General features: G+C 72.3%; 20 protein-coding genes. 14 read left to right on the top strand and 6 right to left on the bottom strand.

What is annotated here, in order from left to right:
• Positions 1–12 precede the first annotated feature (12 nt).
• The 8 genes from GTY67_RS29260 (at position 13) to GTY67_RS29225 (ending at position 11913) form a co-directional block, all read left to right on the top strand.
• Positions 13–705, top strand: coding sequence for a 2OG-Fe dioxygenase family protein (locus tag GTY67_RS29260; protein WP_093686567.1), 693 nt, complete (start codon positions 13–15; stop codon positions 703–705).
• 73 nt (positions 706–778) lie between these two features.
• On the top strand, positions 779–1681 hold the full coding sequence (dapF, locus tag GTY67_RS29255) for a diaminopimelate epimerase (protein WP_237502943.1): 903 nt from the start codon (positions 779–781) through the stop codon (positions 1679–1681).
• The gene (locus GTY67_RS29250; protein WP_161280974.1) at positions 1678–2808 is read left to right on the top strand and encodes a pyridoxal phosphate-dependent aminotransferase; all 1131 of its coding nucleotides are present in this window, start codon (positions 1678–1680) and stop codon (positions 2806–2808) included. Before dapF ends, GTY67_RS29250 begins: the two co-directional genes overlap by 4 nt.
• Positions 2809–2810: 2 nt before the next feature.
• Complete coding sequence (locus GTY67_RS29245; protein ID WP_161280972.1) at positions 2811–5990, top strand: non-ribosomal peptide synthetase; 3180 nt, start codon at positions 2811–2813, stop codon at positions 5988–5990.
• Positions 5983–7398, top strand: coding sequence for a serine hydroxymethyltransferase (locus tag GTY67_RS29240; RefSeq protein ID WP_161280970.1), 1416 nt, complete (start codon positions 5983–5985; stop codon positions 7396–7398). Before GTY67_RS29245 ends, GTY67_RS29240 begins: the two co-directional genes overlap by 8 nt.
• Positions 7395–9785 carry a non-ribosomal peptide synthetase gene (locus GTY67_RS29235; protein ID WP_161280968.1) on the top strand — a complete coding sequence of 797 codons (2391 nt, stop codon included), beginning with the start codon at positions 7395–7397 and terminating at the stop codon, positions 9783–9785. The genes GTY67_RS29240 and GTY67_RS29235 overlap by 4 nt, the downstream gene beginning before the upstream one ends.
• On the top strand, positions 9782–10597 hold the full coding sequence (locus GTY67_RS29230) for an alpha/beta fold hydrolase (RefSeq protein WP_093686563.1): 816 nt from the start codon (positions 9782–9784) through the stop codon (positions 10595–10597). The genes GTY67_RS29235 and GTY67_RS29230 overlap by 4 nt, the downstream gene beginning before the upstream one ends.
• On the top strand, positions 10594–11913 hold the full coding sequence (locus GTY67_RS29225) for an MFS transporter (protein ID WP_161280966.1): 1320 nt from the start codon (positions 10594–10596) through the stop codon (positions 11911–11913). The genes GTY67_RS29230 and GTY67_RS29225 overlap by 4 nt, the downstream gene beginning before the upstream one ends.
• A gap of 54 nt (positions 11914–11967) precedes the next feature.
• On the opposite strand, the gene GTY67_RS29220 is transcribed toward GTY67_RS29225, so the two are convergent.
• A complete protein-coding gene (locus GTY67_RS29220) occupies positions 11968–13587 on the bottom strand; it encodes a BTAD domain-containing putative transcriptional regulator (protein WP_343238783.1) in 1620 nt (539 codons plus the stop codon).
• 885 nt (positions 13588–14472) lie between these two features.
• Between GTY67_RS29220 and GTY67_RS29215 the strand changes: the two genes are divergently transcribed.
• Positions 14473–15189, top strand: coding sequence for a TetR/AcrR family transcriptional regulator C-terminal domain-containing protein (locus GTY67_RS29215; RefSeq protein WP_161280964.1), 717 nt, complete (start codon positions 14473–14475; stop codon positions 15187–15189).
• Here GTY67_RS29215 and GTY67_RS29210 read toward each other — a convergent pair whose 3' ends face one another.
• Both GTY67_RS29210 and gcl read right to left on the bottom strand, forming a co-directional pair.
• Positions 15190–16107, bottom strand: a complete 918-nt coding sequence (locus GTY67_RS29210) for a pyridoxamine 5'-phosphate oxidase family protein (RefSeq protein ID WP_161280962.1) — start codon at positions 16105–16107, stop codon at positions 15190–15192.
• A gap of 127 nt (positions 16108–16234) precedes the next feature.
• Positions 16235–18019, bottom strand: coding sequence for a glyoxylate carboligase (gene gcl, locus GTY67_RS29205; RefSeq protein ID WP_161280960.1), 1785 nt, complete (start codon positions 18017–18019; stop codon positions 16235–16237).
• A 275-nt stretch (positions 18020–18294) separates the two neighbouring features.
• On the opposite strand from gcl, the gene GTY67_RS29200 reads away from it, so the two are divergent.
• The 3 genes from GTY67_RS29200 to GTY67_RS29190 all read left to right on the top strand — a co-directional run bounded on the left by GTY67_RS29200 (position 18295) and on the right by GTY67_RS29190 (position 19885).
• Complete coding sequence (locus GTY67_RS29200) at positions 18295–19005, top strand: hypothetical protein (protein ID WP_161280959.1); 711 nt, start codon at positions 18295–18297, stop codon at positions 19003–19005.
• Between the two features lie 91 nt (positions 19006–19096).
• Positions 19097–19678: a GNAT family N-acetyltransferase gene (locus GTY67_RS29195; RefSeq protein ID WP_161280957.1), complete on the top strand. Its 582-nt coding sequence runs from the start codon at positions 19097–19099 to the stop codon at positions 19676–19678.
• A 9-nt stretch (positions 19679–19687) separates the two neighbouring features.
• Complete coding sequence (locus GTY67_RS29190) at positions 19688–19885, top strand: hypothetical protein (RefSeq protein WP_093686556.1); 198 nt, start codon at positions 19688–19690, stop codon at positions 19883–19885.
• A gap of 48 nt (positions 19886–19933) precedes the next feature.
• Here the strand turns inward: GTY67_RS29190 and GTY67_RS29185 are convergent, their stop codons facing one another.
• Together GTY67_RS29185 and GTY67_RS29180 are read right to left on the bottom strand one after the other, a co-directional pair.
• Positions 19934–21541: an AMP-binding protein gene (locus tag GTY67_RS29185; RefSeq protein ID WP_161280955.1), complete on the bottom strand. Its 1608-nt coding sequence runs from the start codon at positions 21539–21541 to the stop codon at positions 19934–19936.
• Positions 21538–23214, bottom strand: a complete 1677-nt coding sequence (locus GTY67_RS29180; RefSeq protein WP_093686554.1) for an AMP-binding protein — start codon at positions 23212–23214, stop codon at positions 21538–21540. Before GTY67_RS29180 ends, GTY67_RS29185 begins: the two co-directional genes overlap by 4 nt.
• 134 nt (positions 23215–23348) lie before the next feature.
• Here GTY67_RS29180 and GTY67_RS29175 point away from each other — a divergent pair, with 134 nt between their 5' ends.
• On the top strand, positions 23349–24197 hold the full coding sequence (locus tag GTY67_RS29175; RefSeq protein WP_093686553.1) for a helix-turn-helix transcriptional regulator: 849 nt from the start codon (positions 23349–23351) through the stop codon (positions 24195–24197).
• 12 nt (positions 24198–24209) lie between these two features.
• On the opposite strand, the gene GTY67_RS29170 is transcribed toward GTY67_RS29175, so the two are convergent.
• The gene (locus GTY67_RS29170; RefSeq protein WP_161280953.1) at positions 24210–25331 is read right to left on the bottom strand and encodes a winged helix DNA-binding domain-containing protein; all 1122 of its coding nucleotides are present in this window, start codon (positions 25329–25331) and stop codon (positions 24210–24212) included.
• A 178-nt stretch (positions 25332–25509) separates the two neighbouring features.
• Here GTY67_RS29170 and GTY67_RS29165 point away from each other — a divergent pair, with 178 nt between their 5' ends.
• The gene (locus GTY67_RS29165) at positions 25510–26391 is read left to right on the top strand and encodes a DMT family transporter (protein ID WP_161280952.1); all 882 of its coding nucleotides are present in this window, start codon (positions 25510–25512) and stop codon (positions 26389–26391) included.
• The last annotated feature ends 1 nt before the right edge of the window (position 26392 follow it).

Genomic DNA, 26392 nt, shown 5'->3' with positions numbered 1-26392 from the left:
AGGGGAGAGCACATGCCGCTCGGCGCCGAAGGTTTCACCGTCATCGACCTGCCCGAGGTCGCGCCCGACATCCTGCCCAGCTACGACCGGTGCCCGGTCGACGACTACATGGGCAACGGGACGCGGTTCAAGCGGTTCTCGCAGTACAAGCTCACGCCCGCCGAGGGCGAGAACTGGTCGTTCAAGCGGCTGCCGCACCGCGACTACACCACGTACAAGAAGTTCAACCCGGTCGGCGGCGGTATCCGCCGCGTCTACGAGCCGATCGAGGTGGACTTCACCCCGCTGATCTCCGAGGGCATCCGCGAACTGGGCCTGGACCGGTCCGAGCCGTGGCAGATCAACGTCCACCAGAACCGGACCCGCGCCGAGGGCGGCAGGCCCGGCCCGCTCACCCCGGAGGGCGTGCACCACGACGGGCACGAGTTCGTCATGATCGCCATCCTCAACAAGGTGAACGTGGCGGGCGGCACCACCCGGCTCTGGAAGCCGGGGGCGGACGCGCCGTTCTGGTCGGGGACCCTCGACGCCGGCCAGGCGGTGCTGCTGGACGACCGGGGGCTCGCCCATGACGTCACCGACGTCCTGTCGGCCGACGGCGGGCCCGGCCACCGCGACATCGTGATCATCGCCTTCTCCCGCTGGGCGGAGAAGTGGTACGGCGAGGAGCACGACGCGGCGGCGCTGGAGGAGCAGGACGCCTGATGTACGGGGCCGCTCCCGGCCCGAGTCCGCGCCGGGAGCGGTCCTGTCCCCCGCCACCTACCTGAGACGAGTCATGACCGACTTCTTCAAGTATCAGGCACTGGGCAACGACTACGTGGTGATCGACCCCCGCTGCACCGACGTCCCCGTCTCGCCGGAGTCCGTACGGCTCGTCTGCGACCGGCACTTCGGCATCGGCGCGGACGGGGTCCTGCACGGCCCGCTGGAGGAGCCCCGCCCCGGGGTCCCGGTCCCGCTGGCCCTCTTCAACTCGGACGGCTCCGTCTGCGAGCGCAGCGGCAACGGGCTGCGGATGTTCGCCCTGCACCTGGCCGAGCGGGAGCCGGAGACGTGGGCGGGCGGTGAGCCGTTCACACTCCGCACGGCCGCGGGCGACAGCCCCGTACAGATCCTGGACCGGGCGGCGGGCATCGTCCAAGTCGGCCTGGGCAGCCCCACGTTCGACGCTGCCGCCCTGCCCCTGCTGGACGAGGACGGCACCCCCGCCGAGGGGTCCACGCTCTCCCTGCCGCTGACGGTCGGGGAGCGGAAGCTGACGGTGACCGCGCTCCACAACGGCAACCCGCACACCGTGGTGCCCGTGGCAGAGCCGACCGCCGAGCTGGCCCGCACCCTGGGCCCGGAGATCGCCGGGCACGCCCGCTTCCCGCACCGCACCAATGTGCAGTTCCTGCGGGTGGTGAGCCGCGAGCTGCTGGAGATCGAGGTGTACGAGCGTGGCGCCGGTTACGCGCTGGCCTCGGGCAGCAGCGCCTGCGCCGCCGCCTCCGCCGCCCGCCAACTCGGGCTCTGCGAGGACCGGGTGGAGGTCCGCATGCCGGGTGGCAGTGTGACGGTGGCCCTCGCGCCGGACGGGTCGGTGACCCTGACCGGGGAGTCCCAGCAGGTGGCGAGCGGTGTGTTCGCCCCGCCGCTGCGCGCCCTGCTGGCCCGCACCCCGGAGGCCGGCCGATGAGCGCCGCAGGTGAGTACCCGATGCAGCGGTGGGTCTTCGAGGACGCCGCCGGACGCTTCGACATCGACCTCGGGGACAGCAACATGCTCCCCGGCCGCCTCGACCAGCTCTCCGTACCGCCGGACCTGGAGCTGGACTACGGGCACGACCGGGGCATCGGCGCGCTGCGCGACCGGGTCGCGGCCCTCTACGCCGGCGACCCCGCCGGCGTACTGATCACGCAGGGGGCGCAGCAGGCCCTCTACCTCGTCTACGCCTCGCTGCTCTCCCCCGGTGCGCAGGTGATCGTCTACCGTCCGGGGTGGCAGCAGTCCTGGGACATCACGGCCGATCTGGGCTGCCGGGTCGACTGCGCGCCCTACCGCGAGGATCTGACCTTCGACGTGGAGGCCGCCGCCGCGCTGGCCGGTCCCGGGCTGCGGCTCATCGTCGCCAACTCCCCGTGCAATCCCACCGGTCGGCGGATCGCCGACGCCGACCTCCAGGGGCTGCTGGAGCTGGCGGAGCGGCGCGCCGCCTATCTGCTGCTGGACGAGGAGTACGCCCTCGACCTGCGGGACTCCCCCGCGCGGGGCAGCGACCGGGTGATCTCGGTCTCCAGCCTCTCCAAGGTGTACGGGTTCCCGGGGCTGCGGGTCGGCTGGCTGTACGGGCCGCCGGAGGTCGTCGAGGGGTGTGCGCGGCGCAAGTTCCTCTCCACCATCGCCAATTCGGTGCTCTGCGAGACGCTGGCCTGCGATGTGCTGGACCACCGGGACCACTATCTGCGCCGGTACGCGGACATCACCGGCCAAGGGCTGAAGCTCGTAAGGGAGTTCGCGGAGCGCAACGCGGACGCCGTGCAGCTCGTGGAGCCGGAGAACACCCCCTTCGCCTGGCTCCGGCTGACCACCGGGGAGCAGCCGCTGACGCTCTGCCGCCGGGTGCTGGACGCCGGGGTGCTGCTGATGCCCGGCGAGACCCTCGGGGCCACCGACGGCTTCCGGATCTGCTTCGCCCGCGATCCCGAGGCCGTGACCGAGGGGCTGAGACGGATCGAACCGCTGCTCCGCCCCTCCCCTCAAGTTCCCCCGTCCGCTGCCCACTTCAGCGGACAGAACAGCAATCTGCCGAACGGAGTCCTGTGACCATGAGCGCGTCGGACGCTGACGAGTCCCGTATGCACCTGTCCTTCGGGCAGGAGCAGTTGTGGTTCCTGGACCAGATGAACCCCGGGGAGACCACCTACAACGTCCCCACCGCCTACCGGCTGCGCGGCCCGCTGGACCTGCCCGCGCTGGAGGGGGCGCTCAACCTGCTCGTCGCCCGCCACGACCAGCTGCGGGTGACCCTGCACGCGGTGGACGGCGTCCCGCACCAGGTCGTCGCCCCGGCCGAGGACACCCCGCTGCCGGTCACCGATCTGTCGGGGCTCACGCCCGAGGAGCGGGAGCAGGCACTCGACAAGGCGCTCAAGGCCGAGGCCGACACCCCCTTCGACCTGGCGGCCGGGCCGGTGCGCCGGTTCCAGCTCTTCAAGCTGGCCGACGAGGAGCACGTCCTCTCCCTCAACTACCACCACATCGTCACCGACGGCTGGTCCGGCGGGGTGATCAGCCGGGACATCACCGAGGCGTACCGCCAGCTGCGGGCGGGCCTCACCCCCGAGCTGCCGGCCCCGGCCGCCACCTACGCCGACCATGTGGAGCGCCAGCGCGAGCAGCGCGCCTCGGGGCAGTGGGAGAGCGAGCTGGACTTCTGGCAGGAGCGGCTGGCCGGGCTGGAGGCGCTGGAGCTGCCCGCCGACCGGGTCCGCCCGGCCGAGCCCACCCGTAACGGCGAGACCTTCACCGTCAGCTTCCCGGCCGACCTGCTGGGCCGGGCCCGCTCGCTGGCGCAGGAGCAGGGCGCCTCGCTCTACATGGTGGTGGCGGCCGCGCTCAAGGTGGTGCTGGCCCGGTACAGCGGGCAGGACGACATCGCGATCGGGGTGCCGATGCTCGGCCGTACCGATCCCGAACTCGAAGACGTGGTCGGCCTGTTCATCAATATGACGGTGCTGCGCTCGGACCTCTCCGGCGGGATCACCTTCGCCGAGCTGATCGAGCGGATCGCCGACAACAACCTCGATGTGTACGACAACCAGGACGTGCCCTTCGACCATGTCGTCGACCGGGTGCAGCCGGTACGGGACGCGGGGCGCAACCCGCTGTTCCAGATCGCCGTGCAGCTGCTCGGTGAGACGACGACCGGGGACGCGCTCCAGCTGGACGGGCTGGAGACCGAGTCGATCCTGGTCTCCGGCGGGCGCTCCCGCTTCGACCTCTCCTTCAGCTTCATCGAGGGCGCGGACCGGCTGCGGCTGATCGTGGAGTACGCCACCGACCTGTACGACCGCCGCCGGGTGGAGGCGATGGTCCAGCACTTCCGGACCGTGCTGGGCGCGGCCGCCGCCGACCCGGACACCCCCGTCTCCAAGCTGCCGCTGCTCACCGAGGAGGAGCGGCGCGAGCTGCTGGAGGCCGGGCGCGGGGCCGACTTCGACTACCCGACCGAGCCGGTGCACGCCACCATCGCCCGGATCGCACGGGAGCACCCGGAGCTGGTCGCCGCCGTGTGCCGGGGCAAGGAGATGACGTACGCGGAGCTGATCCGGCGCTCCGGCAAGCTGGCCCGCCACATCCGCTCGCGCGGGGTGAAGCAGGAGCAGGTCGTCGCCATCGCGATGGACCGGGACCTGGACGCACTGGTGGCGATCGTCGGCGTGATGATCTCCGGGGCCGCGTACACGATCATCGACCCCTCGCACCCGAACGCGCGCCTGGACCACATGCTGCGGGACACCGCAGCCCCGCTCGTCATCACCCGGGACGCGAACGTCGGCGATCTGCCGCCCTCCAGCGGGTGGGAGGTGCTGCGGATCGACACCGAGTGGGAGACGGTGGAGGCCGAGGCCGACGACGTACCGCTGGAGGAGTGGGCGGAGCCGACCTCGCTCGTCTATGTCCTCTACACCTCCGGGTCGACCGGCAAGCCCAAGGGCGTGATGATCGAACAGCGCGGGCTGCGCATGTTCATCGAGGCCTACCGGCGCACCTTCGGCGAGTGGGGCCACACCGACCGGCTCCTCCAACTGCCCGCGCTCACCTTCGACATGTCGCAGGGCGAGATCTTCGCCGGGCTGATCAGCGGGTCCGCGATGGTGCTGGTGGCGCCCGAGGACGCCTCGTCGCCGGAGTCGCTGGGGGCGCTCATGCGCGACCAGCGCGTCACCTACGCGGGGCTCTCCCCGGCGATCCTGTCGCTGGTGGAGGCGGAGCCGTACCCGGACCTCAAATACATCATGGGCGGGGCGGAGGCGCTCCCGGCCGAGCTGGTCAACAAGTGGAACCTGCCGGGCCGTCAGTTCGTGAACCTGTACGGGCCGACCGAGGCGTCGGTGGCGACCACGGAGTATCTGTGCGAGCACCGCGAGTGGAAGTCCTCGCCGCCGATCGGGCGCCCGGAGTTCAGCCGGCTGCACTATGTGGTCGACAAGGAGTTCAACCTGGTGCCGGTCGGTGTCCCGGGTGAGCTGCTGATCGGCGGGGACGAGGGGCTCTCGCGCGGCTACCTCAACCTGCCGGAGCTGACGGACGAGAAGTTCGTGCCGGACCCGTTCCTCGGCGAGGGGCGCGTCTACCGCACGGGCGACCTGGTGCGGTGGACGCCCGACCTCCAGATCGACTTCATCGGGCGCCTGGACAACCAGGTGAAGCTGCGCGGTCTGCGCATCGAACTCGGCGAGATCGAGTCGGGGCTGCTGACCCACCCCAAGGTCCGGATGGCGCTGGTGCTGCTGCGCGAGGACGACGGGGAGAAGCAGCTCGTCGGCTACTACACGGTCCTCGGCGACACCTCGCCCACGGTGGCGGAGCTGCGGGACCACCTGGGGCGGACGATGCCCGAGTACATGGTGCCGACCGCCTGGGTGGAGCTGGAGGAGTTCCCGCTGACCCCGGCCCGCAAGATCAACCGGGCGGCGCTGCCCGCCCCGGTCAGCGCGGGCGGTGCGGCGGACTCGTACATCGCGCCCGTCACCCCGACCGAGGAGAAGGTCGTCGAGGTCTTCGGGACCGTGCTGGCCCAGGAGCGCGTCGGGACCGGTGCCAGCTTCTTCGAGCTGGGCGGGAACTCGCTCCAGGCGATGCGGGCGGTGAGCCGCCTGAACAAGCACTTCAAGGTGAAGGTCAACGTCCGGCTGCTGTACGGCGGTGCCACGGTCGGCGCGCTCGCGACGGCGATCGACGAGCTGGTGGCGAAGGCCGGAAAGGCGGCGACCCGTGCCTGAACCCGTCTTCTCGCAGGCGGAGTTGGCCCAGCGGGGGGCGGCCGCGCTGAGCGTGGCCGACCCCGAGCTGGCGCGGCTGCTGGACGCCGAGGTGGTGCAGCAGCACGCGACGCTCGCGATGGTGGCCTCCACCAGCATCGCGGACCCCTCGGTGCTGGCGGCCGCCGGATCGGCGCTCTCCAATGTCACGGCCGAGGGGTACCCGGGGGCCCGCTACCACCCGGGGGCGGCGCAGTTCGACCTGGTGGAGCGGCTCGCCGTGGAGCGGGCCAAGCAGGCCTTCGGCGCGGTGTACGCCAATGTGCAGCCGCACTCCTGCTCCTCGGCCAACCAGGCGGTGCTGGCCGCGCTGGTCCGCCCCGGCGGGACGATTCTCGCCCTGGACCTGGACTCCGGGGGGCACCTCACCCACGGCTCCCCGGCCTCGGTGACCGGGATGCACTACAAGGCCGTGCACTACGGCCTGGACGGCGAGGGCCGGATCGACTACGCGCAGGTGGCGGCGCTGGCCGAGCTGCACCGGCCGAGCGTGCTCATCGCGGGGGCCAGTGCCCACCCCCGTACGCTGGACTTCGCGCGCTTCCGGGCGATCGCGGACTCGGTGGGCGCGTACCTGGTGGCGGACATCTCGCACATCGCGGGGCTGGTGGCGGCCGGGGAGCATCCGACGCCGGTGGATCTGGCGCACGCGACGACGACCAGTACGTACAAGCAGCTCGGCGGGCCGCGCGGCGGGCTGATCCTGATCGGGCGGGAGCACGCGACGCCCGGCCCGGACGGCCGCACCCCGCTGTCGCGGCTGATGCAGCGGGCCGTCTTCCCGCTGTCGCAGGGCACGCCGAACCCGGCGGCCATCGCGGCGAAGGCCCGGGCCCTCGCGCTGGTCGCGGAGCCCGCCTTCAAGGAGACGATGCGCCTGGTCGTCGACAACGCGGCGGCCCTCGCGGACGCCCTGTCGGCGCTGGGCCACCGGGTCCTGACCGGCGGCACCGACAACCACATGGTGCTGATCGACCTGACCGGCCGCCCCATGACCGGGGTGGTCGCGGAACGGGCCCTGGAGGAGTGCGGCATCCTCGCCAACCGGAACCGGGTCCCGGACGACACGCGGCCACCGCTGGTCACCAGCGGGCTGCGGCTGGGCACCAACATCCTGGCCCAGCGCGGCATGGGCCCGGCCGGGATGCGCAGCTGTGCCGCGCTGCTGCACCGGGTACTGGAGGCAACGACCGTCCGGGGCGAGCGGGAGTACGTCCTCGACGCCGGGGAGCGGGACGCGGTCCGGACGGGGGTGGCGGAGCTGTGCGCCCGCCATCCGCTGCCGCTGGGGGCTCCCGCTCCGGCGGCCTCCGGCGCAGGAGTGCCCGCTCCGGCGGCTTCCGGCGCGCGGGCGGGAGGAGTGGCGTGACGCCCCGGCACCGGGACGGCTCGGCGCCCCCCGCCCTGCTGCCCACCGACCGGCCGCGCCGGAGCGAGCCCGCCGGGTGCACCGCCCGGCAGCGGGTGGTGCTGGACAAGGCGGCCGGGGCGGCCCCGGAGGAGCTGCTGCTCGCCGGGTTCGCCGCGCTGCTCCACCGGTACACCGGCCAGGAGGAGTTCGGCTTCCGCGTCCGTACCCCAAGCGTGGGCTCCTTCCGGCTGAGCTGCACCATCGACGAGGGGACGACACCGGCGGACCTCTCACGCTCCGTCCTGGAGCGCCGCGAGCCGGTGGCGGACGGCGAGAAGCCGCCGACCGACTTCGAGCTGGTGCTCCAGGAACGCAGCGGCGGGGCCTACCCCCATCGCATCGTCCAACTCCGTTACGACGCGACCCTGTTCGACCAGGAGACCGTCCTGCGCCTGCTCACCCACTTCCGTACGCTGGTGGAGGACGCCCTCGACCGCCCGGACACCGCCGTCTCCCGGCTGCGGCTCCTCACCGACGGCGAGCTGCGCCGCACCCTGGTCGAGTGGAACGACACGGCGGCCGAACTCCCCCACGACCGCTGCCTGCACGAGGCGTTCGAGGAGCAGGCGGCCGCCGACCCCGGGGCCCTCGCACTGATCCGGGGCACGGAGGAGTGGACGTACGGCGAGGTCAACGCGGCGGCGAACCGGCTGGCGCGCCATCTGCGCGGGCTCGGTGCGGGCGTCGGCGGCCGGGTGGGCATCTGCCTGGACCGGTCGCCCGACCTGCTCGTGGCGGTGCTGGGCGTCCTCAAGTCGGGCTCCGCCTATGTGCCGTTGGACCCGGACTATCCGGAGCAGCGGATCGCGGCGATGGTCACCGGCACCTCGTGTGCGGTGATCGTCTCGCGGAGCGGGCTCGCGTCGCGGCTCGCCGGGGCCGGGCCGCGGATCGTGGAGCTGGACCGGGACGCGGAGCAGTGGGCCGGCGCCCCGGCCGGGAACGTCAGCAGCGGGGTGGCGCCCGGGAATCTCGCGTACGTCATCCACACCTCGGGGTCGACCGGCGCGCCCAAGCCGATCGCGCTGCGCCACCAAGGGGTGATGAACAACATCGCGGACCTCAACTCCCGCTACTCCGTGGGACCGGGGGACCGCGTCCTCGCGCTGTCGTCGCCCAGCTTCGACATGTCCGTCTACGAGTTCCTCGGGCTGACGGCGGCCGGGGGCACGGTGGTGCTGCCGGAGCCCGCGCTCGCCAAGGACCCGCAGCACTGGGCCGATCTGCTGGCCACGCACCGGATCACGGTCTGGAACTCGGCGCCCGCCCTCCTCGAACTGGTCGTCGATCAGCTGGAGCAGAGCGGCGCCCCGCCTCTCCACGCCCTGCGCCTGGCCCTGCTGGGCGGCGACTGGGTGCCGCTCTCGCTGCCGGACCGGACGCGCCGGGCCGCTCCCGGGCTCCGGTTCGTGGCGCTGGGCGGGGCCACCGAGTCCTCGATCCACTCCACGCTGTACGAGGTGGGCGAGGTCGATCCCGGGTGGACGAGCATCCCGTACGGGCGTCCGATGGCCAACCAGCGCACGTACATCCTGGACGCCGAACTCCAGCCGGTGCCGCCGGGCGTCGCCGGTGAACTGCACCTGGCAGGGATCGGGTTGGCCACCGGCTATCTCGACCGGCCCGAGCTGACCGGGGAGCGGTTCTTCGACTGGTCCCACGGCGAGGTCAGCGGGGAGCGGCTCTACCGGACGGGCGATGTGGCCCGGTACGGCCCGGACGGGCTGATCGAACTGCTCGGCCGCTCCGACTTCCAGGTCAAGGTGAACGGCCACCGCATCGAACTCGGCGAGATCGAGGCGGCGTTGAGGTCCCATGAGGCGGTGAAGGAGGCCGTCGTCGCCACCCGCAGGGACGCGGCCGGTGATCTGCGGCTGGTCGGGTACGTCGTGCCGCGACCGGGCCGGACGGTCCGGCCCCGGGTGATCAGCGCGCATCTGGCGGGCTCGCTCCCGCAGTTCATGGTGCCGGGCGTCGTCCTCGTCCTGGACCGGCTGCCGCTCTCCGCCAACGGCAAGACCGACCGCAAGGCGCTGCCCGCACCGCCGCCGCCCCAGGACGGGGAGGCCTCCTACGTGGCGCCGAACTCCCCCACGGAGAAGGCGGTTGCCGACATCTTCGCCACCGTGCTGTCGGCCCCCAAGATCGGGGCGAACAGCTCCTTCATCGCCGCCGGCGGGGATTCGCTCCAGGCCATGCGGGCGGTCAGCCGGCTCAGCAAACACTTCGGGATCAAGGTGAACGTACGTCTGCTCCACGGCGGTGGCACCGTCAGCGGTGTCGCCGCCGCCATCGACCAGCTGCTCAGCTCCGCCCCGCCGAACGACGGAGGCGGGAACCGGTGACCGGCATCCCCACCGACAGCCTGGTCCCGCTCCGCACGGGCGGCGGCCTGCCGCCCGTGTACTGCGTCCACCCGGTCTCCGGTTCGCCGTACTGCTACACCGACCTGGCCGCGCGCCTCGACCCCGGCTCCCCCGTGTTCGGCTTCGAGGCCCCCGGGTTCGACGGGATCGACGAACCGGCCCAGTCGATCCGGGAGTTGGCCGAGGTGCATACGGCCACGCTCCGGGCGGCCCGCCCGCACGGGCCCTACCAGCTGCTCGGCTGGTCCCTGGGCGGTGTCGTGGCCTTCGAGATGGCCCGGCTGCTGGCCGCCGAGGGGGAGGAGGTGCCGCTGCTGGTCGTCATCGACGCGGCGCTGCCCGGCACCCAGCCCTTCCCGCCGGGGCCCGCGCTGGTGCGGTACTTCCTCCATGACTTCCTGGGGCTGGTGAGCGGCGGGGCGCCGCAGCTGGACCGGGCGCTGGCGAAGCTCGGCCCGGAGGCGGGCCCGCAGGAGCGGCTGGAGGCCATCGCGGACTCGGGGACCGTACCGGAGGAGTTCGACGCGGAGTTCCTGCTGGAGCGGTTCACCCTGTTCCGGGCGCATGCCCACGCGATGGTGGACCACGTCATCGACGGGGTCCACGACGGGCCGACCACCCTGGTCAGGGCCGAGGAGTCGGAGCCGCACCTGCTGCTCTGGGAGCCGTACGCGAGCAGACTCGACCAGCACACCGTGCCGGGCGACCACCACTCCATCTGGCGGGAACCGGGGCTCGTGGCCATCGCGGAGATCGTCAACCAGGCACTGCGCAGGGGAGCTTCGGGGTGAGCGAGGACAGCAGCCGCAAGGACGCGGACACCGCCACCGCGAAGGAGGCCGAGCCCCCGCCACCCCGGAGCCTGTGGCACAACCGGGACTTCATGGTGTTCTGGGTGGGCGAGGGCCTCTCCCTGTACGGCACCCAGATAGCCAACCTCGCCCTGCCGCTCACCGCGGTCCTGGTCTTCCAGGTCGGGCCCGAGCAGCTCGGCATGCTCCGCTTCGCCCAGCTGGTGCCGTTCCTGGCGCTCGCGCTCGTCTTCGGCGTCTGGGTGGACCGGGTGCGCAAGCGCCCGGTGATGCTGGGCGCCAACATCGTGCGGATGGTCCTCATCGGCCTGGTGCCGCTGCTGTACCACTTCGGGCTGCTGACCCTGCCCCTGCTGTACGTGCTGGCGTTCGGGGTCGGCACGGCGGCGGTGCTCTTCGACGTCAGCTGGATGAGTTACGTACCGGTGCTGGTGAAGGACAAGCGCAGTCTGCTGGAGGCCAACACCAAGCTCAACGCCACCCTGTCGTCGGCCGATGTGGCGGGCCCCGGGATCGCGGGCACGCTGGTCACCGCCTTCTCGGCGCCCGCGGCGATGGCCGCCAACGCCTTCTCGTACGCCCTGTCGGTGATCTCGCTGCTGCTGGTCCGGGCGCCGGAGCCGGAGCCGCCCGCGCGCACCGAGAAGCGGCGGCTGCGCGCGGAGCTGGCGGAGGGGCTGCGCTGGGTGTTCGGCAACCGGTGGCTGCGCGCGATCGGGCTGGTCGGCTGCTCCTGCAACTTCTTCCTGACCATGGTGCAGTCGCTGTTCCTGCTGTACGCGGTGCGGGACAAGGAGCTGTCGGCGGCGACCGTCGGCTTCGTGATGGGCGCGGCGGCGGTGGGCGGCCTGCTCGGGGCGCTGATCGCCGGGATGGTGGTGCGCCGCCTCTCGGTGGGCACGGCCTACCGGGTCTCGGTCTCCATCATCTTCCTGGGCCCGCTGCTGATCCCGGCGGCGGGCGGCCCCTCGTGGCTGCTGGTGGGGCTGTTCGTCGCCTCGTTCTTCCTCGAATACTTCGGCTCCAGCATCTCCAACGTGATCATCGTGAGCCTGCGGCAGAGCATCACCCCGCAGCCGCTGATGGGCCGGATGACGGCCGCGATGCGGATGCTGCTGTACGGCGGCGGGGCGCTCGGCGGGCCGGTCGGCGGGCTGCTGGCCGGGGTGCTGGGGCTGCACGCTGCGCTGTGGGTGGCGGGGGTGCTGTCGGCGGCGATGCTCGTGCCGATCTTCCTGTCGCCGGTCGGGAAGCTGCGCACGATGCCGACGGGGCCGGAGGAGCTTCCGGCCTGACGTCTCTGTGGCGGGGCGGATGCGGTGGACCGTGTCCGCCCCCTCGGCTGCCGGCTACCGCAGGACGACGGTGCGGACGTCGCCCATGTCCACCTGTACGTGGCCGGGCGTCTCCCGGCCGGTCCCGGACTCCCACTCGACCAGGCGGATCAGGGCCGCCTCACGGTTCCTGGGCGACTCGCGCTCCGCGCAGGCGGCGGCGAACCTCTCGACGATGGCGGAGAGCGGGACGGTGGGGTTGGCCGCCAGCTCCTCGGCCGCGATCCGCAGGGCCAGCGGCAGACCGCCGCACAGCCGCACCAGCCGCACCGCGGCCGCCTCCTGTCCCCGGAGGCGGCCCCCGCAGAGGCTGGTGAGCAGGATCGCCGCGTCATGGTCGGCCAGGGGTCCCATCGTGAGCACATGGGCGCCGTCGCGGGCGGCCAGCCCGCTGAACCGCTGCCTGCTGGTGGCCAGGACGCAGGAGGAGCCGCGCGGTATGAGGGGCCTCAACTGGTCGGCGCTGAGGGCCTCGTCGAGGACCACGAGCATGCGGCGGCCGTGCAGCAGACTGCGGTAGAGGGTGGTGCGGCCGGCCACATCGGCGGGCATCCGGGAGCTCTCGACACCGAGGCTCGCCAGGAGTTGTTCCAGTGCGTCCGAGGCGTTCAGCGGCCGGCCCTGGCGGCCGGTGCCGCACAGGTCGACGTAGAGCTGGCCGTCCGGGAAGCGGTCCAGCAGCCGGTGGGCCAGCTCCAGCACGAACGCCGTCTTTCCGACGCCCGGGGGTCCGTCGACGACGGCGATGGGGGTGCTCGCCCCGTACCCGCTGCGCTCGTCGTCCAACAGCCCCTCCAGACGGTCCAGTTCCTCGGTCCGTCCGACGAATCCCCGTGCCAATGGGGGAAGTTGCACGGGTCTTGAGAGGTCGGGGGTGCCTCTCGGGGGTCTTCGCACGGGGCGGGGCGCCGCCCCCTCCGCCTCCCGGCGCAGCGTGGGGTGGCCGGCCAGGATCTGCTGGTGCAGGCTGCGCAGTTCGGCGCCCGGCTCGATGCCCAGCTCCCGGCTGAGCAGCTGCCGCGTCTCGGTGTAGACGGCCAGCGCGTGCGCCTGGCGTCCGCTGCGGTAGAGGGTGAGCATCAGCAGCCAGCGCAGCTTCTCGCGCAGCGGCTCCTCACCCACGGCGGTGGAGAGTTCGGCGACCGCCTCCGCGTGGCGCCCCGCCTCCAGCATGTCGGCGGCCCACTCCTCGACGGCGGTCAGCCGCAGGTCCCGCAGCCGGGTCCGCTCCACGGCGGCGAACGGCCCCGGGATGCCGGAGTACGCGTCGCCGTGCCAGAGCGCGAGGGCCTCCTCGTACCACCGCACGGCCTCGTCCGGGCTCCCCCCGGTCCGCTCCCTGCGGGCCCGCGCGTGGCGACGGGTGAAGAGCGTGGCGTCCACCTGCTCCGGGTCCATCCGCAGGCAGTAGCCGCCGGAGACCGAGGTGAGGATCGCCCCCGCCTCCCGTCTGCTGCGCCCGGGCTCCAGTGCCCGCCGCAGCCCGGCCACATAGGTGTGGACCCCGTTGGTCGCGGTCTGCGGGATGTCGCCCGCCCAGAGCCCGTCGACGATGTTGTCGACGCCGACCACCTCACCCGCCCTGCTGGCGAGCAGGGCGAGCACCGCGCGCTGCTTGGGCGGCCCCAGAGGCACCTCCTGGCCCTGCCGCCATACCCGTACCGGACCTAAGAGCTGTATGCGCAACGGTTCCCCCGACGTGGCCAACACTCGGTCGCCTCCTGTGATCGTGATGAGCGCGCACCGCACCGCGTCGGTACGGCGGCCGGCTGGTGGTGTCCGGGCACGGCTCGCGCCGGGTCCCGGCGGGGCGCCCCGCGAGGCGCCGCGGCGGTGCACCGGCTCCACGGGGTGGTCCGGGACCGGTCGGTCCGGCCCGTGCGCCCTCCGGGAAAGGGCGGGCCGGGTGGTGGAGCTGGACGGCTCGGAGTGGTCGCGCCCGGGGTCCGGGCACGCGCGGCTCAGGGCCAGTGGCCCGGACACGCCCGCAGCAGCGCGCTACGCGTGGACGCTTCCCCGGCGGTTCCCCGGCGGGGTGAATGACATCGGGTGGAATTCGGACACCCGACAGGATTGCGGGCCACCCGTTTCCTTTCGCGACCCGTACCTGCCTCAACGATCAACACGGCCTCGCCGTCGATGACCACTTCAGGCGCCTCTCTTCCGGCCATTCCTGTATCCATGAGACGTACGCGTAAGATAACAGTAGCGGGACGATTTTGGGTTGTCACTGACGCCATTTCACACTGCCGACACAGCCCAACTCGGCCTGGGCGTCCGGCCTGTGGCGGTACGCGAGGTGATCCCGACGCGTCCGCGCACTTCACTGCGGTGGACCGCTTATTCCCGGCCGTCCAGTTTATGTGCAGCACTCTTCTGTCAAGCTTTCTCCCTCCAAGAATTCACCCGGCGGCATATGCCGCCGCCTTCCCTGCCCAGGACGCGGATTCGCCCGAGTGGCCGGAACAACAGGCCCGACAAGGCCGGTTCGCAGGTTGCCTCGCGAAGAAAGAGGGATGTATGGAGTCCGGCGGACACCGCTCCGGCCGAACCGGCCGCCCGCCCCGCCTCTCGCAGGAGGCGATACTCGTCGCCGCGCAGCGCATTCTCGACACGGAGGGTCCCGAGCGCCTCTCCATGCGCCGGCTGGCCCGGGAGATGTCCAGTACGGCCATGGCCCTCTACCACCACGTACAGGACAAGGACGAGCTCCTCCTGCTGCTTCTCGACGCGCACGCCAGGCGCTATCCGCGTCCGGTGCTGCCGGGCGAGCCGCGCGCCCGCCTCCTCGCCGCCGCCCAGGTGCTGCACGACCTCCTCGCGGAGTGCCCGTGGATCGTGGAGGTGCTCTCCTTCGACGACTTCGTCAGCGAGTCCTCGCTGTGGGTCGTGGAGAACATCGTCGACGCGGCGGTCGGGTGCGGGATGACGCTGGAGGACGCCGTGTACGCGTTCCGCGTGATCTGGCACTACACCACGGGCGAACTCGCCATCCGGGCCGGCCGGGAGCGCGTACGGGCCCGGCCGGAGCGCCCGGAGTACCGTGAACACGCCCTGGAATTCCTGGACTCGGTGGACTTCCCCCGCCTCAACGCGGTCGGCAGACGGTGGGCGGGGCTCACCTCCCGGGACGACCACCGCAAAGGTCTGGAGGCCGTCGTCGCCGGGCTGCTGGAGCAGAAGGCCGAGGTCGTGGGCGTGATGACCGAGGCCGTCCAGGGCTGCCCGTGCTGCTGACTACCCGGGTGCCACCGGCGGGTTGAACCGGGAGAAGTCCGGATCGCTCCAGCGCAGCCGTACCGCGTCCCGGGTCTCCTGGACGGCCTCGATCCCGAACTCCACGGTGCGCTGCGCCCCCGGTACGGCCGCGGCCTGCGCCCCGTCCCAGACGGTGTGGGCGGTGCCGGAGAGCTGGAGGAGGTCGCCGGTCTCCCAGTCGGGTACCAACAGCCCTGCCTGCGGGTGGAGTTCGAGGTTGCCCAGGGTGAGGAACATGGCGTTGCCCGCGTAGTCGGGCCAGCGGAGCCGGGTGGGCGAGAGCATCTGGAGGAAGCCGGGGTTGCCGCCCCGGTGCGAGGCGTCCGCGTCGCCGTCCGGTGAGGCGGTGGCGATGAAGAAGCTGTCGGAGGTGGCGAGGGTGAGCTGCTGGACGGTGGTCAGCGCGTCCCCCCGGCGGACCGCCGTGCGCCGGCCGGCCCGGTCGGGCGGGAGCAGGGCGTACTCCCGTCTCTGGAGGTACTTGGGGCAGTTGCCGATCACCTGGTCGAGAGCGACCCGTACGCCGTCGCCCTCGGGCACCGAGGTGCCGTTGAGGCGGATACGGCGGCGGGTCGCCGGTTCGATGGCGATCGCGCCGACCCGGGTGCCGCTCTCCCGGAGCACCGCGCCGAGCGGGTCGTCGGCGGCGGGCAGGGCGCCGATCGTCAGGGTCTTCGGGTCCGGTACGCCGAGGAGGCCGGGCTCGCCGGTGAGCAGGGTGCTCCAGAGCCGCCCGGAGGCGTCGGCCGCACCGACGACGATCATCGGCTGGCGGGCGAGGAAGACCGCGGCCGCGTCGGGCACGGCGTCGCGGATGGCGCGGAGCGATCCGGCCGCCGGGTCGCGCAGTCCGGCCCGGTGCTGCACGGCGAGTTCGCCGTGGTGGTAGTCGGCCATGGTCCGCTCCCCGCCCTTCGGCCACCGGTGAGGCCCCCGGGGTGAGCGTACCTCCGTACAGGGGGAGGCCCCCGCCCCGGAGAGGAATCCGGGACGGGGGCCTGGCCCAGGGAGAATTGACGGAGGGTCAGGACACCGTCAGCGGGCGGATCGCGGTGGGGGCGTGGGACGGGTCCGTGGCGATGTCCTCGAACTCGTTGACCGAGGCGATGTCGGTGCCGCTCATCGCGATGTTGGTGACCCGCTCCAGGATCGCTTCGACGACGACGGGGACCCGGAACTCGGCGGCGAGCTTCTTCGCCTCCTCGAAGGCGGGCAGCAGCTGGTCCGGCTCGGTGACCCGGATGGCCTTGCAGCCCAGGCCCTCGACGACCTTGACGTGGTCGACGCCGTAGACGCCCAGCTCCGGGGAGTTGAGGTTCTCGAACTCCAGGTTGACCTGGAAGTCGATGTCGAAGTTGCGCTGCGCCTGGCGGATGAGGCCCAGGTAGGAGTTGTTCACCAGGACGTGGACGTAGGGGATGCGGTGCTGCGCGCCGACGGCCAGCTCCTCCAGCATGAACTGGAAGTCGTAGTCGCCGGAGAGGGCGACGACCGTGCCCTCCGGGTCGGCGGTGGCGACACCCAGCGCGGCCGGGATCGTCCAGCCGAGGGGGCCCGCCTGGCCGCAGTTGATCCAGTGGCGCGGCTTGTAGACGTGCAGCATCTGGGCGCCCGCGATCTGGGAGAGCCCGATGGTGGTGACGTAACGGGTCTCGGGGCCGAACGCCCGGTTCATCTCCTCGTAGACGCGCTGCGGCTTGAGCGGCACGTTGTCGAAGTGGGTGCGGCGCTGGAGGGTGGCCTTGCGCTCCTGGGTGGAGGCGGCCCAGGCGGAGCGGTCCTTGAGCTTGCCCGCCGCCTTCAGCTCGCGCGCCACCTCGACGAAGAGCTCCAGCGCGGCCTTGGCGTCGGAGGCGATGCCCAGGTCGGGGGCGAAGATCTTGCCGAGCTGGGTGGGCTCGATGTCGACGTGGACGAAGGTGCGGCCCTGGGTGTAGACGTCCAGCTTGCCGGTGTGGCGGTTGGCCCAGCGGTTGCCGATGCCGAGGACGAAGTCGGACTCCAGGAAGTTGGCGTTGCCGTAGCGGTGGGAGGTCTGGAGGCCGACCATGCCCGCGTTCAGCTCGTGGTCGTCGGGGAGGATGCCCCAGCCCATCAGGGTGGGGATGACGGGGACGCCGGTCAGCTCGGCGAACTCCACCAGCAGCTCGGAGGCGTCGGCGTTGATGATGCCGCCGCCTGCAACGAGCAGCGGGCGCTCCGAGGCGTTCAGCAGCTCCACGGCCCGCTCGATCTGCTTGCGGGAGGCGGCGGGCTTGTGCACCGGGAGGGGCTCGTACAGCTCGGGGTCGAACTCGATCTCGGTGAGCTGGACGTCGATCGGCAGGTCGATGAGGACCGGGCCGGGGCGGCCGGTGCGCATCAGATGGAAGGCCTGCTGGAAGACGCCGGGGACCTGGGCGGCCTCCAGGACGGTGGTCGCCGCCTTGGTGACCGGCTTGGCGATCGAGGCGATGTCGACGGCCTGGAAGTCCTCCTTGTGCAGGACGGCGGTCGGGGCCTGGCCGGTGATGCACAGGATCGGGATGGAGTCGGCGATGGCGGAGTACAGACCGGTGATCATGTCGGTGCCCGCCGGGCCCGACGTACCGATGCAGACGCCGATGTTGCCGGCCTTGGCCCGGGTGTAGCCCTCCGCCATGTGGGAGGCGCCCTCGACGTGCCGGGCCAGCGTGTGCTGGACCCCGCCGGAGGCCTTGAGGGCCGCGTAGAAGGGGTTGATCGCCGCACCCGGCACACCGAACGCGTTGCTGACGCCTTCGCGCTTGAGGATCTCGACTGCCGCACGGGCAGCGGTCATACGAGGCATTGAGTGCTCCTGCTCGGGATTGGTGGAGTCGGGCTCTGTCGCGCCACCTGAGAGCACCAATTCCGTATCGCGGAAATTCAGTTCTGCTATACGGAAGCAATCTAAAACGCGGCGCTGTCGCCGTCAAGAGCCGACGCCCGCACCGCACCCCGGCGCCGTTCGGCACGAAGTGCGCCGATTCCCTCCCCGGAACCTCGCTCCTGGTGGACTATGGGGTGACGAGGGAGGCACGGAGCGCAGCCGTTCCACGCGTGAAGTGCCGGAGGGAGACGATCGTGAAATCCGTGCCGGTCCGGTGCCCGCTCTGCAACCGGGACCACGCGTATGTCGCACCGGCCTACCCGTGCCCGTGCGGAGCGCCCACCGCCCCGCCGCTGGTGCCCGGCGCCCCGGCCGTCCAGGTCACACGGCGTACGTGGGACGAGGACTGGGTCACCGTCCGCTGCACCGACTGCGACCGGCGCGACCAGTGGCCCCAGCCGGAGCTCTGCTGCCCGTGCGGGGCCCTGCTGCGGATACCGGTGCGGCCGGTGGACGAGCCCGCCCCGCCGCCCGGCCCGGTCGCCCCGGCGCACATCCCGCTGCCGCGCACCGCCGCCCACCCCCGCCCCTCGTTCCGGCCGCGGACGATCCGTACCGGCCACGACGCGGTGAGCGCGGCCGCCCTCTACCTCACCTGGCTCGGCTACCGCGAGGTGGCCCGGCCCCGGGTGCGCACCGCGGGCGGGATCGATCTGCGGGCCACCGGGCTGGTCGCCCAGGTCGACGCCACGACCCGGCCGGTGGAGCTGCGCGCGGTGGAGTGCCTCTGGCTGAACGCCCTGGGAGCCTCGGCGACCGGGGTCTTCTTCTCGCTCACGGGGTACGAGGCCGAGGCGCGGGCCAGGGCGGACGGTATCGGTCTTCCGCTCTTCGTCATGGACCTCTCCGGGGCGCCGCAGCCGGTGAACAGTCCGGCCGACGAGCTGGTCAGCACCGGCGCCTGAGCACCGGCGCCCGGACGCCGGACCGTCCCCGGAGGGGGCGTTTTCGAGCCGCCCCATACCGGTGCCCCGCCCGGCGCGGCACACTGAGTACATGCGTATCCGCTCCGCCAGACGCTCCGATCTCCGCCTTCTCCAGGACATCGAGCGCGCCGCAGGGGAACCCTTCCGCACCCTCGGCATGACATCCGTGGCCGACGACGATCCGCCCCCTCTGGACCTGCTGGAGAGCTACCGGCGGGCCGGACGGTGCTGGGTGGCCACCGATCCCCTCTCCGCCACCGGCGACCGGCCGCTCGCCTATGCGATCGCCGACCCCGTCGACGGGGCCCTGCACATCGAACAGATCTCGGTGGACCCGGTGGCGGCCCGCCGGGGCATCGGCCGCACCCTGATCTCCCACCTCGCCGCACTCGCCGTCGGACAGGGGCTCACCGCGCTCACCCTGACGACGTTCACCGATGTGCCGTGGAACGCCCCGTACTACGCGCGCATCGGCTTCCGGGTGCCGCACGAGGGGGAACTGACCGAGGGGCTGCGCAGGATCCGGGGGGAGGAGGCGCAGCACGGTCTGGACCGCTGGCCCCGGGTCTGCATGCGGCGCGACCTGCCGCCCGACCTGCCGTCGGCGGCGGAAGCGGCGTCGACGTCGGTCGCTGTCAGTGGCGCCCCGTAAGCTGAGGGCATGGATTTAACTCCACGTCATACCGCTCAGCCCGCCGTCGTGTCCGCCGCCCGGGCGAACGAGGCCATCCGCGCGCTCGTCGACTCCCGGGCGGGCCAGGACTGGTCCGCCTGCGAGTCCGCGACGTACGAGGTGCTGCTCATCGAGTGGGCGGCGGCGACCCGGTCGGACGGCTCGGACATCATCGAAGCCGCCTGACCGGGACGCCGGCCGCCCCGTCGTCCCCGGTCGCGGCTGCCGGGGGCCTCAGCCGGCGTACGTCTCGCGCAACTCGATCTTGCGGACCTTCCCGCTCACCGTCATCGGGAAGGCGTCCAGGACCCGCAGCCTGCGCGGGATCTTGTAGTGGGCGAGCCGCTCCCGGCAGTACGCGGTGATCTCCTCCAGGCTCGGCGGATCGGCCGGGTCCCGGGGGATGACACAGGCCAGGATCTCCTCCCCGTACCGCTCGTCCGGCACGCCGACCACCTGGACGTCGGCGATCTTCGGGTGGCCGTGCAGGAACTCCTCGATCTCCCTCGGGTACACGTTCTCGCCGCCCCGGATGATCATGTCCTTGATCCGGCCGACGACCTGGAGGTAGCCGTCCTCGCGCATCACCGCGAGGTCCCCGGTGTGCATCCAGCGGCCCGCGTCGATGACTTCGGCGGTGCGGTCGGGCTGGTCCCAGTAGCCGAGCATCACGCTGTAGCCCCGGGTGCAGAGTTCACCCGCGCTGCCGCGCTCCACGGTCACCCCGGTCACCGGGTCGACCACCTTGACCTCGATGTGCGGCAGCGCGCGGCCCACCGTGCCGGTGCGGCGCTCCAGGTCGTCGTCGCGGCGGGTCTGGGTGGAGACGGGCGAGGTCTCCGTCATGCCGTAACAGATGGACACCTCGTCCATGTGCATCTCGGCGACCACCCGCTTCATCACCTCGACCGGGCAGGGTGATCCGGCCATGATCCCGGTGCGGAGCGAGGAGAGGTCGTACGAGGCGAAGTCCGGCAGGTTCAGCTCGGCGATGAACATGGTGGGCACGCCGTAGAGCGAGGTGCAGCGCTCCTGCTGGACGGCGGCCAGCACGGCGGCGGGCTCGAAGGACGGGCCCGGGATCACGATGCAGGCGCCGTGCGAGGTGATGGCGAGGTTGCCCATGACCATGCCGAAGCAGTGGTAGAAGGGGACCGGCAGACAGACCCGGTCGGCCTCCGTGTAGGCGATCATCTCCCCCACGAAATAGCCGTTGTTGAGGATGTTGTGGTGGGAGAGGGTGGCGCCCTTGGGGAAGCCGGTGGTGCCCGAGGTGTACTGGATGTTGATGGGGTCGTCGCAGGACAGCTCGGCCTCGCGCGCCGCCAGTTGGGCCGGGCTGACGGCCGGGGCGGTGGCGGTCAGTTCGGTCCAGGACGGGTCGCCGATGTAGTGGACGGCCCGCAGGGAGGGGCAGTTGGCGCGGACCTGGCCGATGAGGGCGCGGTAGTCGCTGGTGCGGTGGGCTAGGGAGGCGACCAGCAGGCGGATGCCGGCCTGGTTGAGGACGAACTCCAGCTCGTGGGCGCGGTAGGCGGGGTTGATGGTGACCATGACGGCACCGATGCGGGCGGTGGCGTACTGGATCAGCACCCACTCGGGGCAGTTGACCGCCCAGATGCCGACCCGGTCGCCCTTCTCCACCCCCGACGCCATCAGGGCGCGGGCCAGTTCGTCGACGTCGGCGCCGAGCTCCGTGTACGTCCAGCGGCGGCCGGAGACGACGTCGACCAGCGCCTCCCGGTCCCCGTGGGCGGCGATCGCCCGGTCCAGGTTGCGGCCGATGGTGTCGCCGAGCAGGGCGGTGGTGCCGGTGCCGTGCGCGTAGGACAAGGTGCTCATTTCAGGTCCCCCTCGTCGAACTCGGTGCCGGCGCCCAGGGCGGTGCGCTCCCGCAGTTCGATGCGGCGGATCTTGCCGGAGACGGTCTTGGGCAGTTCGGCGAACTCCAGCCTGCGCAGGCGTTTGTACGGGGCGAGGACCGCCCGCGAGTGCTCGAAGAGGACCTTCGCCGTCTCCGGGCCGGGCTCCCAGCCCTCGGCCAGCACGACGTACGCCTTCGGGACGGAGAGCCGCAGCGGGTCGGGGGCGGGCACGACGGCGGCCTCGGCGACCGCTTCGTGTTCCAGGAGGGCGCTCTCCAGCTCGAAGGGCGAGATCTTGTAGTCGGATGACTTGAAGACGTCGTCGCTCCGCCCCACGTAGGTGATGTAGCCGTCCTCGTCGCGCGCCCCGATGTCGCCCGTGCGGTAGTAGCCGCCCGCCATCGCCTCGGCCGTACGGTCCGGGTCGCCGTGGTAGCCGGTCATCAGGCCCACGGGGTGGTCGGAGAGGTCGAGTGCGATCTCGCCCTCGCTCACGCCCGGCTGACCCGTGACCGGGTCCAGCAGGACGACGGTGAAGCCGGGGCAAGGCCGGCCCATGGAGCCGGACTTGAGGAGCTGGCCGGGGGTGTTGGCGACCTGGACGGCGGTCTCCGTCTGGCCGAAACCGTCCCGGATGGTGACGCCCCACTCGCGCCGGACCGTCTCGATGACCTCGGGGTTCAGCGGCTCCCCCGCCGCGACGACCTCGCGCGGCGGGACCTTCAGCTGCGACAGGTCAGCCTGGATGAGCATGCGCCAGACCGTGGGCGGGGCGCAGAAGCTGGTGATGCCCGAGCGGTCCATCTCGGCCATCAGCCGGGAGGCGTCGAAGCGGGTGTAGTTGAAGATGAAGACGGTGGCCTCGGCGGTCCACGGGGCGAAGAGGTTGGACCAGGCGTGCTTGGCCCAGCCGGGCGAGGAGATGTTGAGGTGGACGTCGCCGGGGCGCAGCCCGATCCAGTACATCGTCGACAAGTGGCCGACGGGGTAGGACACATGGGTGTGTTCGACCAGCTTCGGCCGGGCGGTGGTGCCGGAGGTGAAGTACAGCATCAGCGGCTCGTCGGCGTCCGTCTCCCGGTCGGGCGTGAAGTCGGCCGGGGCGTCGGCCACTTCGGCGTACGGCCGCCAGCCCGCCACCTCCTCGCCCACCGCGATCCTGGTGTAGGAGCCCGGCACCTCGTCGAACTTCCCGGTGTCCGCGTCCCGCACCAGCACATGGCGCACCCGCCCGCGCTCCACCCGGTCGCGCAGGTCGGCGGGGCCGAGCAGCGGGGTGGCGGGGATGATCACGGCGCGCAGCTTCATCGCGGCGAGCGCGGTCTCCCACAGCTCCACCTGGTTGCCGAGCATCACGAGGATGCGGTCGCCTTCCCGGACCCCCTGTTTCTTCAGCCAGTTGGCGGCCCGGTCGGAGCGCTCGGACATGGCCGCGAAGGAGACCTCGGTACGCCGGCCGTCCTCCTCCACGATGTGCAGGGCGGTGCGGTCGTTGTCCTCGGCGATGACGTCGAACCAGTCCAGCGCCCAGTTGAAGTGGGCGGCCCGGGGCCAGCGGAATCCGGCGTAGGCGCGCTCGTACTCCTCGCGGTGCTCCAGCAGGAAGTCCCGGGCGGCCCGGAACGTCTCCGTCGCACTCGTTGCCGGCATGTGCCCTCCTCATTGCGGACCGGACAGGTCGCTTAACATGATGTAAACAGTGACCCAGGTCTCACCACCCCCGGATGGGGGTGGTCCGCTCCCCCGGACGGGGGTCGGCGCGGGCCGGGCGGGAAGGCGTCGGAGTGCCGGAACCGGTCGATGCGGTCGAGATGCAGACGGCGCTGGCGGGGCTGCGCCGCACGAGCGGGCTGCCCGTCGCGTTCGGCGGGCTGCTGTCGGACGCCCGCCACGCACGGATCGCCGAGCTGAACGGGGCGCAGACCAGCGCGCTGCGGGGCCTGGTCATCTCGGCCGGGAGCGGCCTCGGCGGCAAGGCCATCGCGCTGGCCCGGCCCTGCGCGGTGACGGACTACCCGGCCTCGCGCCACATCAGCCACGAGTACGACACGGCGGTGGCGGCGGAGGGGCTGCGCTCGGTGGTCGCGGTGCCCGTCGTCGTACGGCGGACGGTGCGGGGCGTGCTGTACGGGGCGCTGCGTACGCCGGTGAGCCTCGGGGACCGCACGTTCGACGCGGCGGTGGCGGCGGCCCGTGACGTGGAGCAGGCGCTCGCGGTGCGCGACGAGGTCCGGGAGCTGCTGGCCCTGACCCGGGAGCAGGTGGCGGCCGGTCCCGGTACGGCTCCGGGCGCGTGGGAGGACGTGCGCGAGGCCCATCGGGAGCTGCGCGCGCTGGTGCCGAGGGTGGTCGACCCGGCGCTCCGCGACGAGCTGCTGGCCGTCTGCGGGCGCCTCGCCTCGGCGTCCGGGGCGCGGGCCCCGGCGGCGGCCATGGAGGTGCGGCTCGCCCCGCGCGAGGTGGACGTCATGGCGTGCGTGGCGGCGGGCGCCACGAACGCGGCGGCCGCCCGTCAGCTGGGACTGCGCCCCGAGACCGTGAAGGGATACCTGCGCTCGGCCATGCGCAAGCTGGGGGCGCACACCCGGCTGGAGGCGGTGGTGGCGGCGCGCCGGGCGGGGCTGCTGCCGTAGAACCGGGGGGCGTCACTCCCCGAAGTCCAGGAACGTGCCGAACCGTACGTCGTACGAGGCCGCGTCCGTCATCACCGACAGCATCCGCTCCCCCTCCTCGCCGATCTCCGCGCGCTCGCCCCGCCGCAGGGTGCGCAGCGGCTGCACGGTCAGCGCCGCCGTGTCCCCGTCGCGTTCGACCCGCCAGACGGCCTCGAAGAACCCGTCGACCAGCACGGTCCCGTACGCCTGGTTGCCCACCCCGTTGCGGCCCTTGTTCACCTCCGCGATCACGCGCGAGCGGTCGTCGTGGCCCAGGAGCACGTTGTCGAACTCGGGCAGGAAGCGCGGCGGGGCCGGGGTGTCCGGGTCGGGGCGCGGGGCGTCGGGGAGATCGAAGAGTTCGGTGCCGTTCTCGTCGCGGAAGGTGCGGAGCCGGGGCCGCAGCCGGTCGAAGACCTCGCGCAGCCGGGTCAGCCCCGCCCAGCGCTGCATGTCCTTGACCGAGGCGGGGCCGAAGGCGTCGAGGTAGCGCAGGACAGTGGCGTCCGGCGCCGGGACCGGTTCGGAGGACCGGCCGAGCCAGTGCTCCGCCGTGGTCAGCGCCACCTGCCCGCTCCGCTCCCACAGCCCGCGCGGGGTGACCTGGACCAGCGGCAGCAGACACCGGGCGGCCACCGTGAGCGCGAGCGGGTCGGCGTCGGGCCAGTGGCCGAGCAGCTCCTCGCGCAGCTCCTTGACCGGGCGGGGCCGCTCCTCCACCAGCTCCCTGCTGACGGCGGCGAGCCGGTCCAGGTCCACCCCGGCCAGCCCGCGCCGGAACGCCTTCAGCTCCCGGTCGCGCGCCGCCTGCACCAGCGGCCGCAGGGTCAGGGCGTCCTCCGCCGTATGGGTGTGGAGGGTGGAGCGGAGGGTGACGATCCGGACCACTTCACGGGACTCCATGAGGGCGGACAGCTCGCGCGGGTCGAACCCGGCCAGCCGTGAGTAGAGCTGGAAGTACGGCGGCTTGGTGTTCTGCGCCTGGAGCCCGACGAGATGGGCGACCGCGTCCTTGGCGGACATCGTGGACCGGCGCAGCAGGAGCTGGCGGTCCAGGGTCGCCCGGTTCAGCGCCCGGGTGGAGAGGACGGCGGGGTGCTTCTTCGCGGCCATGCTCCGTACGCTAGCGGCGCATGCGGACAGGTACGGTCCGCAAGCTCCGAGGTACAGGGCGGTCCGCGAGCTCGCAGTACAGGTACGGTCCGCAACCGCCCGCTACGGGCGTACGGCGGTTACGCCCACCGGCCCCACGCCCCGCGCGCCCCTCCCCCGCCCGCCCCATGATGAACCGGTGATCAGTGTCCTCTTCGCCGTCCTGACCGCCCTGAGCAACGGCTCCGCCTCGGTGCTCCAGCGCCGGGCGGCGATGAAGGTGCCCGACAGCAAGGCGATGCACCTCTCCCTCATCGGCCATCTGGTGCGGCAGAAGGTGTGGCTGGCCGGGATCCTCCTGGTGATCGTGGCCGCCGTCTGCCAGGCGGTGGCGCTGGCGACCGGGCCGATCTCGGTGGTCCAGCCGATCTTCGTCATCGAACTGCCCGCGACGCTGCTGCTGGCCGGATGGATGATGCGGGTCCGGGCGCCGCGCACGGTCTGGTACGGCGTCGCCGCTGTCACCGTCGGCCTGGCGATCGGGCTCGCGTCGGCCGCGCCGGTCGACGGCACCGACGCCGTGCGGGGTGCGGACTGGGTCCCGACGCTGCTGCTGACCGGGGCGTTCGAGGCGGTGCTGATCGTCGCCGCGCTGCGGGTGCGGGGCAACGCCCGGGCGGCGCTGCTGGGGCTGGCCGCCGCCTGCGGGTACGCGCTGACGGCGGCGCTGATGAAGGACGCGATGGCGCACCTGGGCCCCGGCGGCGGGGCCGTCGCGCTGCTGGCGTCCTGGCAGCTCTACGCGACGGCGGCCGCCGGGGTCGGCGCCCTCTTCCTGCTCCAGAACGCCCTCCAGGCGGGCAGCCTGGTGGCGGTCCAGCCGATGCTGACGCTCGGGGACGCGCTGATCAGCATCCTGTACGGGGTGACGCTCTTCGAGGAGCAGCTGCGCACCGGCTGGTGGCTGCTGCCCGAGCTGGCCGGGCTGGGGCTGATCGGTGCGGGCTGTGTGGTGCTGGCCCGCTCGTCCCTGGCGACCGACACGCTCGGCCCGCAGCCGCCACCGCCCCGGGTGCGCTGAG

The organism is Streptomyces sp. SID8374 (genome assembly GCF_009865135.1).
Lineage (GTDB): Bacteria > Actinomycetota > Actinomycetes > Streptomycetales > Streptomycetaceae > Streptomyces.
Note: the sequence above shows the minus strand (reverse complement) of the source record. Positions and strands in the feature narration are given on the sequence as shown.

What these genes read in the sequence shown, in the direction of transcription:
- GTY67_RS29260 (WP_093686567.1), top strand. Translation starts at nt 13, where the DNA reads ATGCCGCTCGGCGCCGAAGGTTTCACCGTCATCGACCTGCCCGAGGTC.
- dapF (WP_237502943.1), top strand. Translation starts at nt 779, where the DNA reads ATGACCGACTTCTTCAAGTATCAGGCACTGGGCAACGACTACGTGGTG.
- GTY67_RS29250 (WP_161280974.1), top strand. Translation starts at nt 1,678, where the DNA reads ATGAGCGCCGCAGGTGAGTACCCGATGCAGCGGTGGGTCTTCGAGGAC.
- GTY67_RS29245 (WP_161280972.1), top strand. Translation starts at nt 2,811, where the DNA reads ATGAGCGCGTCGGACGCTGACGAGTCCCGTATGCACCTGTCCTTCGGG.
- GTY67_RS29215 (WP_161280964.1), top strand. Translation starts at nt 14,473, where the DNA reads ATGGAGTCCGGCGGACACCGCTCCGGCCGAACCGGCCGCCCGCCCCGC.
- GTY67_RS29210 (WP_161280962.1), bottom strand. Translation starts at nt 16,107, where the DNA reads ATGGCCGACTACCACCACGGCGAACTCGCCGTGCAGCACCGGGCCGGA.
- gcl (WP_161280960.1), bottom strand. Translation starts at nt 18,019, where the DNA reads ATGCCTCGTATGACCGCTGCCCGTGCGGCAGTCGAGATCCTCAAGCGC.
- GTY67_RS29195 (WP_161280957.1), top strand. Translation starts at nt 19,097, where the DNA reads ATGCGTATCCGCTCCGCCAGACGCTCCGATCTCCGCCTTCTCCAGGAC.
- GTY67_RS29190 (WP_093686556.1), top strand. Translation starts at nt 19,688, where the DNA reads ATGGATTTAACTCCACGTCATACCGCTCAGCCCGCCGTCGTGTCCGCC.
- GTY67_RS29185 (WP_161280955.1), bottom strand. Translation starts at nt 21,541, where the DNA reads ATGAGCACCTTGTCCTACGCGCACGGCACCGGCACCACCGCCCTGCTC.
- GTY67_RS29180 (WP_093686554.1), bottom strand. Translation starts at nt 23,214, where the DNA reads ATGCCGGCAACGAGTGCGACGGAGACGTTCCGGGCCGCCCGGGACTTC.
- GTY67_RS29170 (WP_161280953.1), bottom strand. Translation starts at nt 25,331, where the DNA reads ATGGCCGCGAAGAAGCACCCCGCCGTCCTCTCCACCCGGGCGCTGAAC.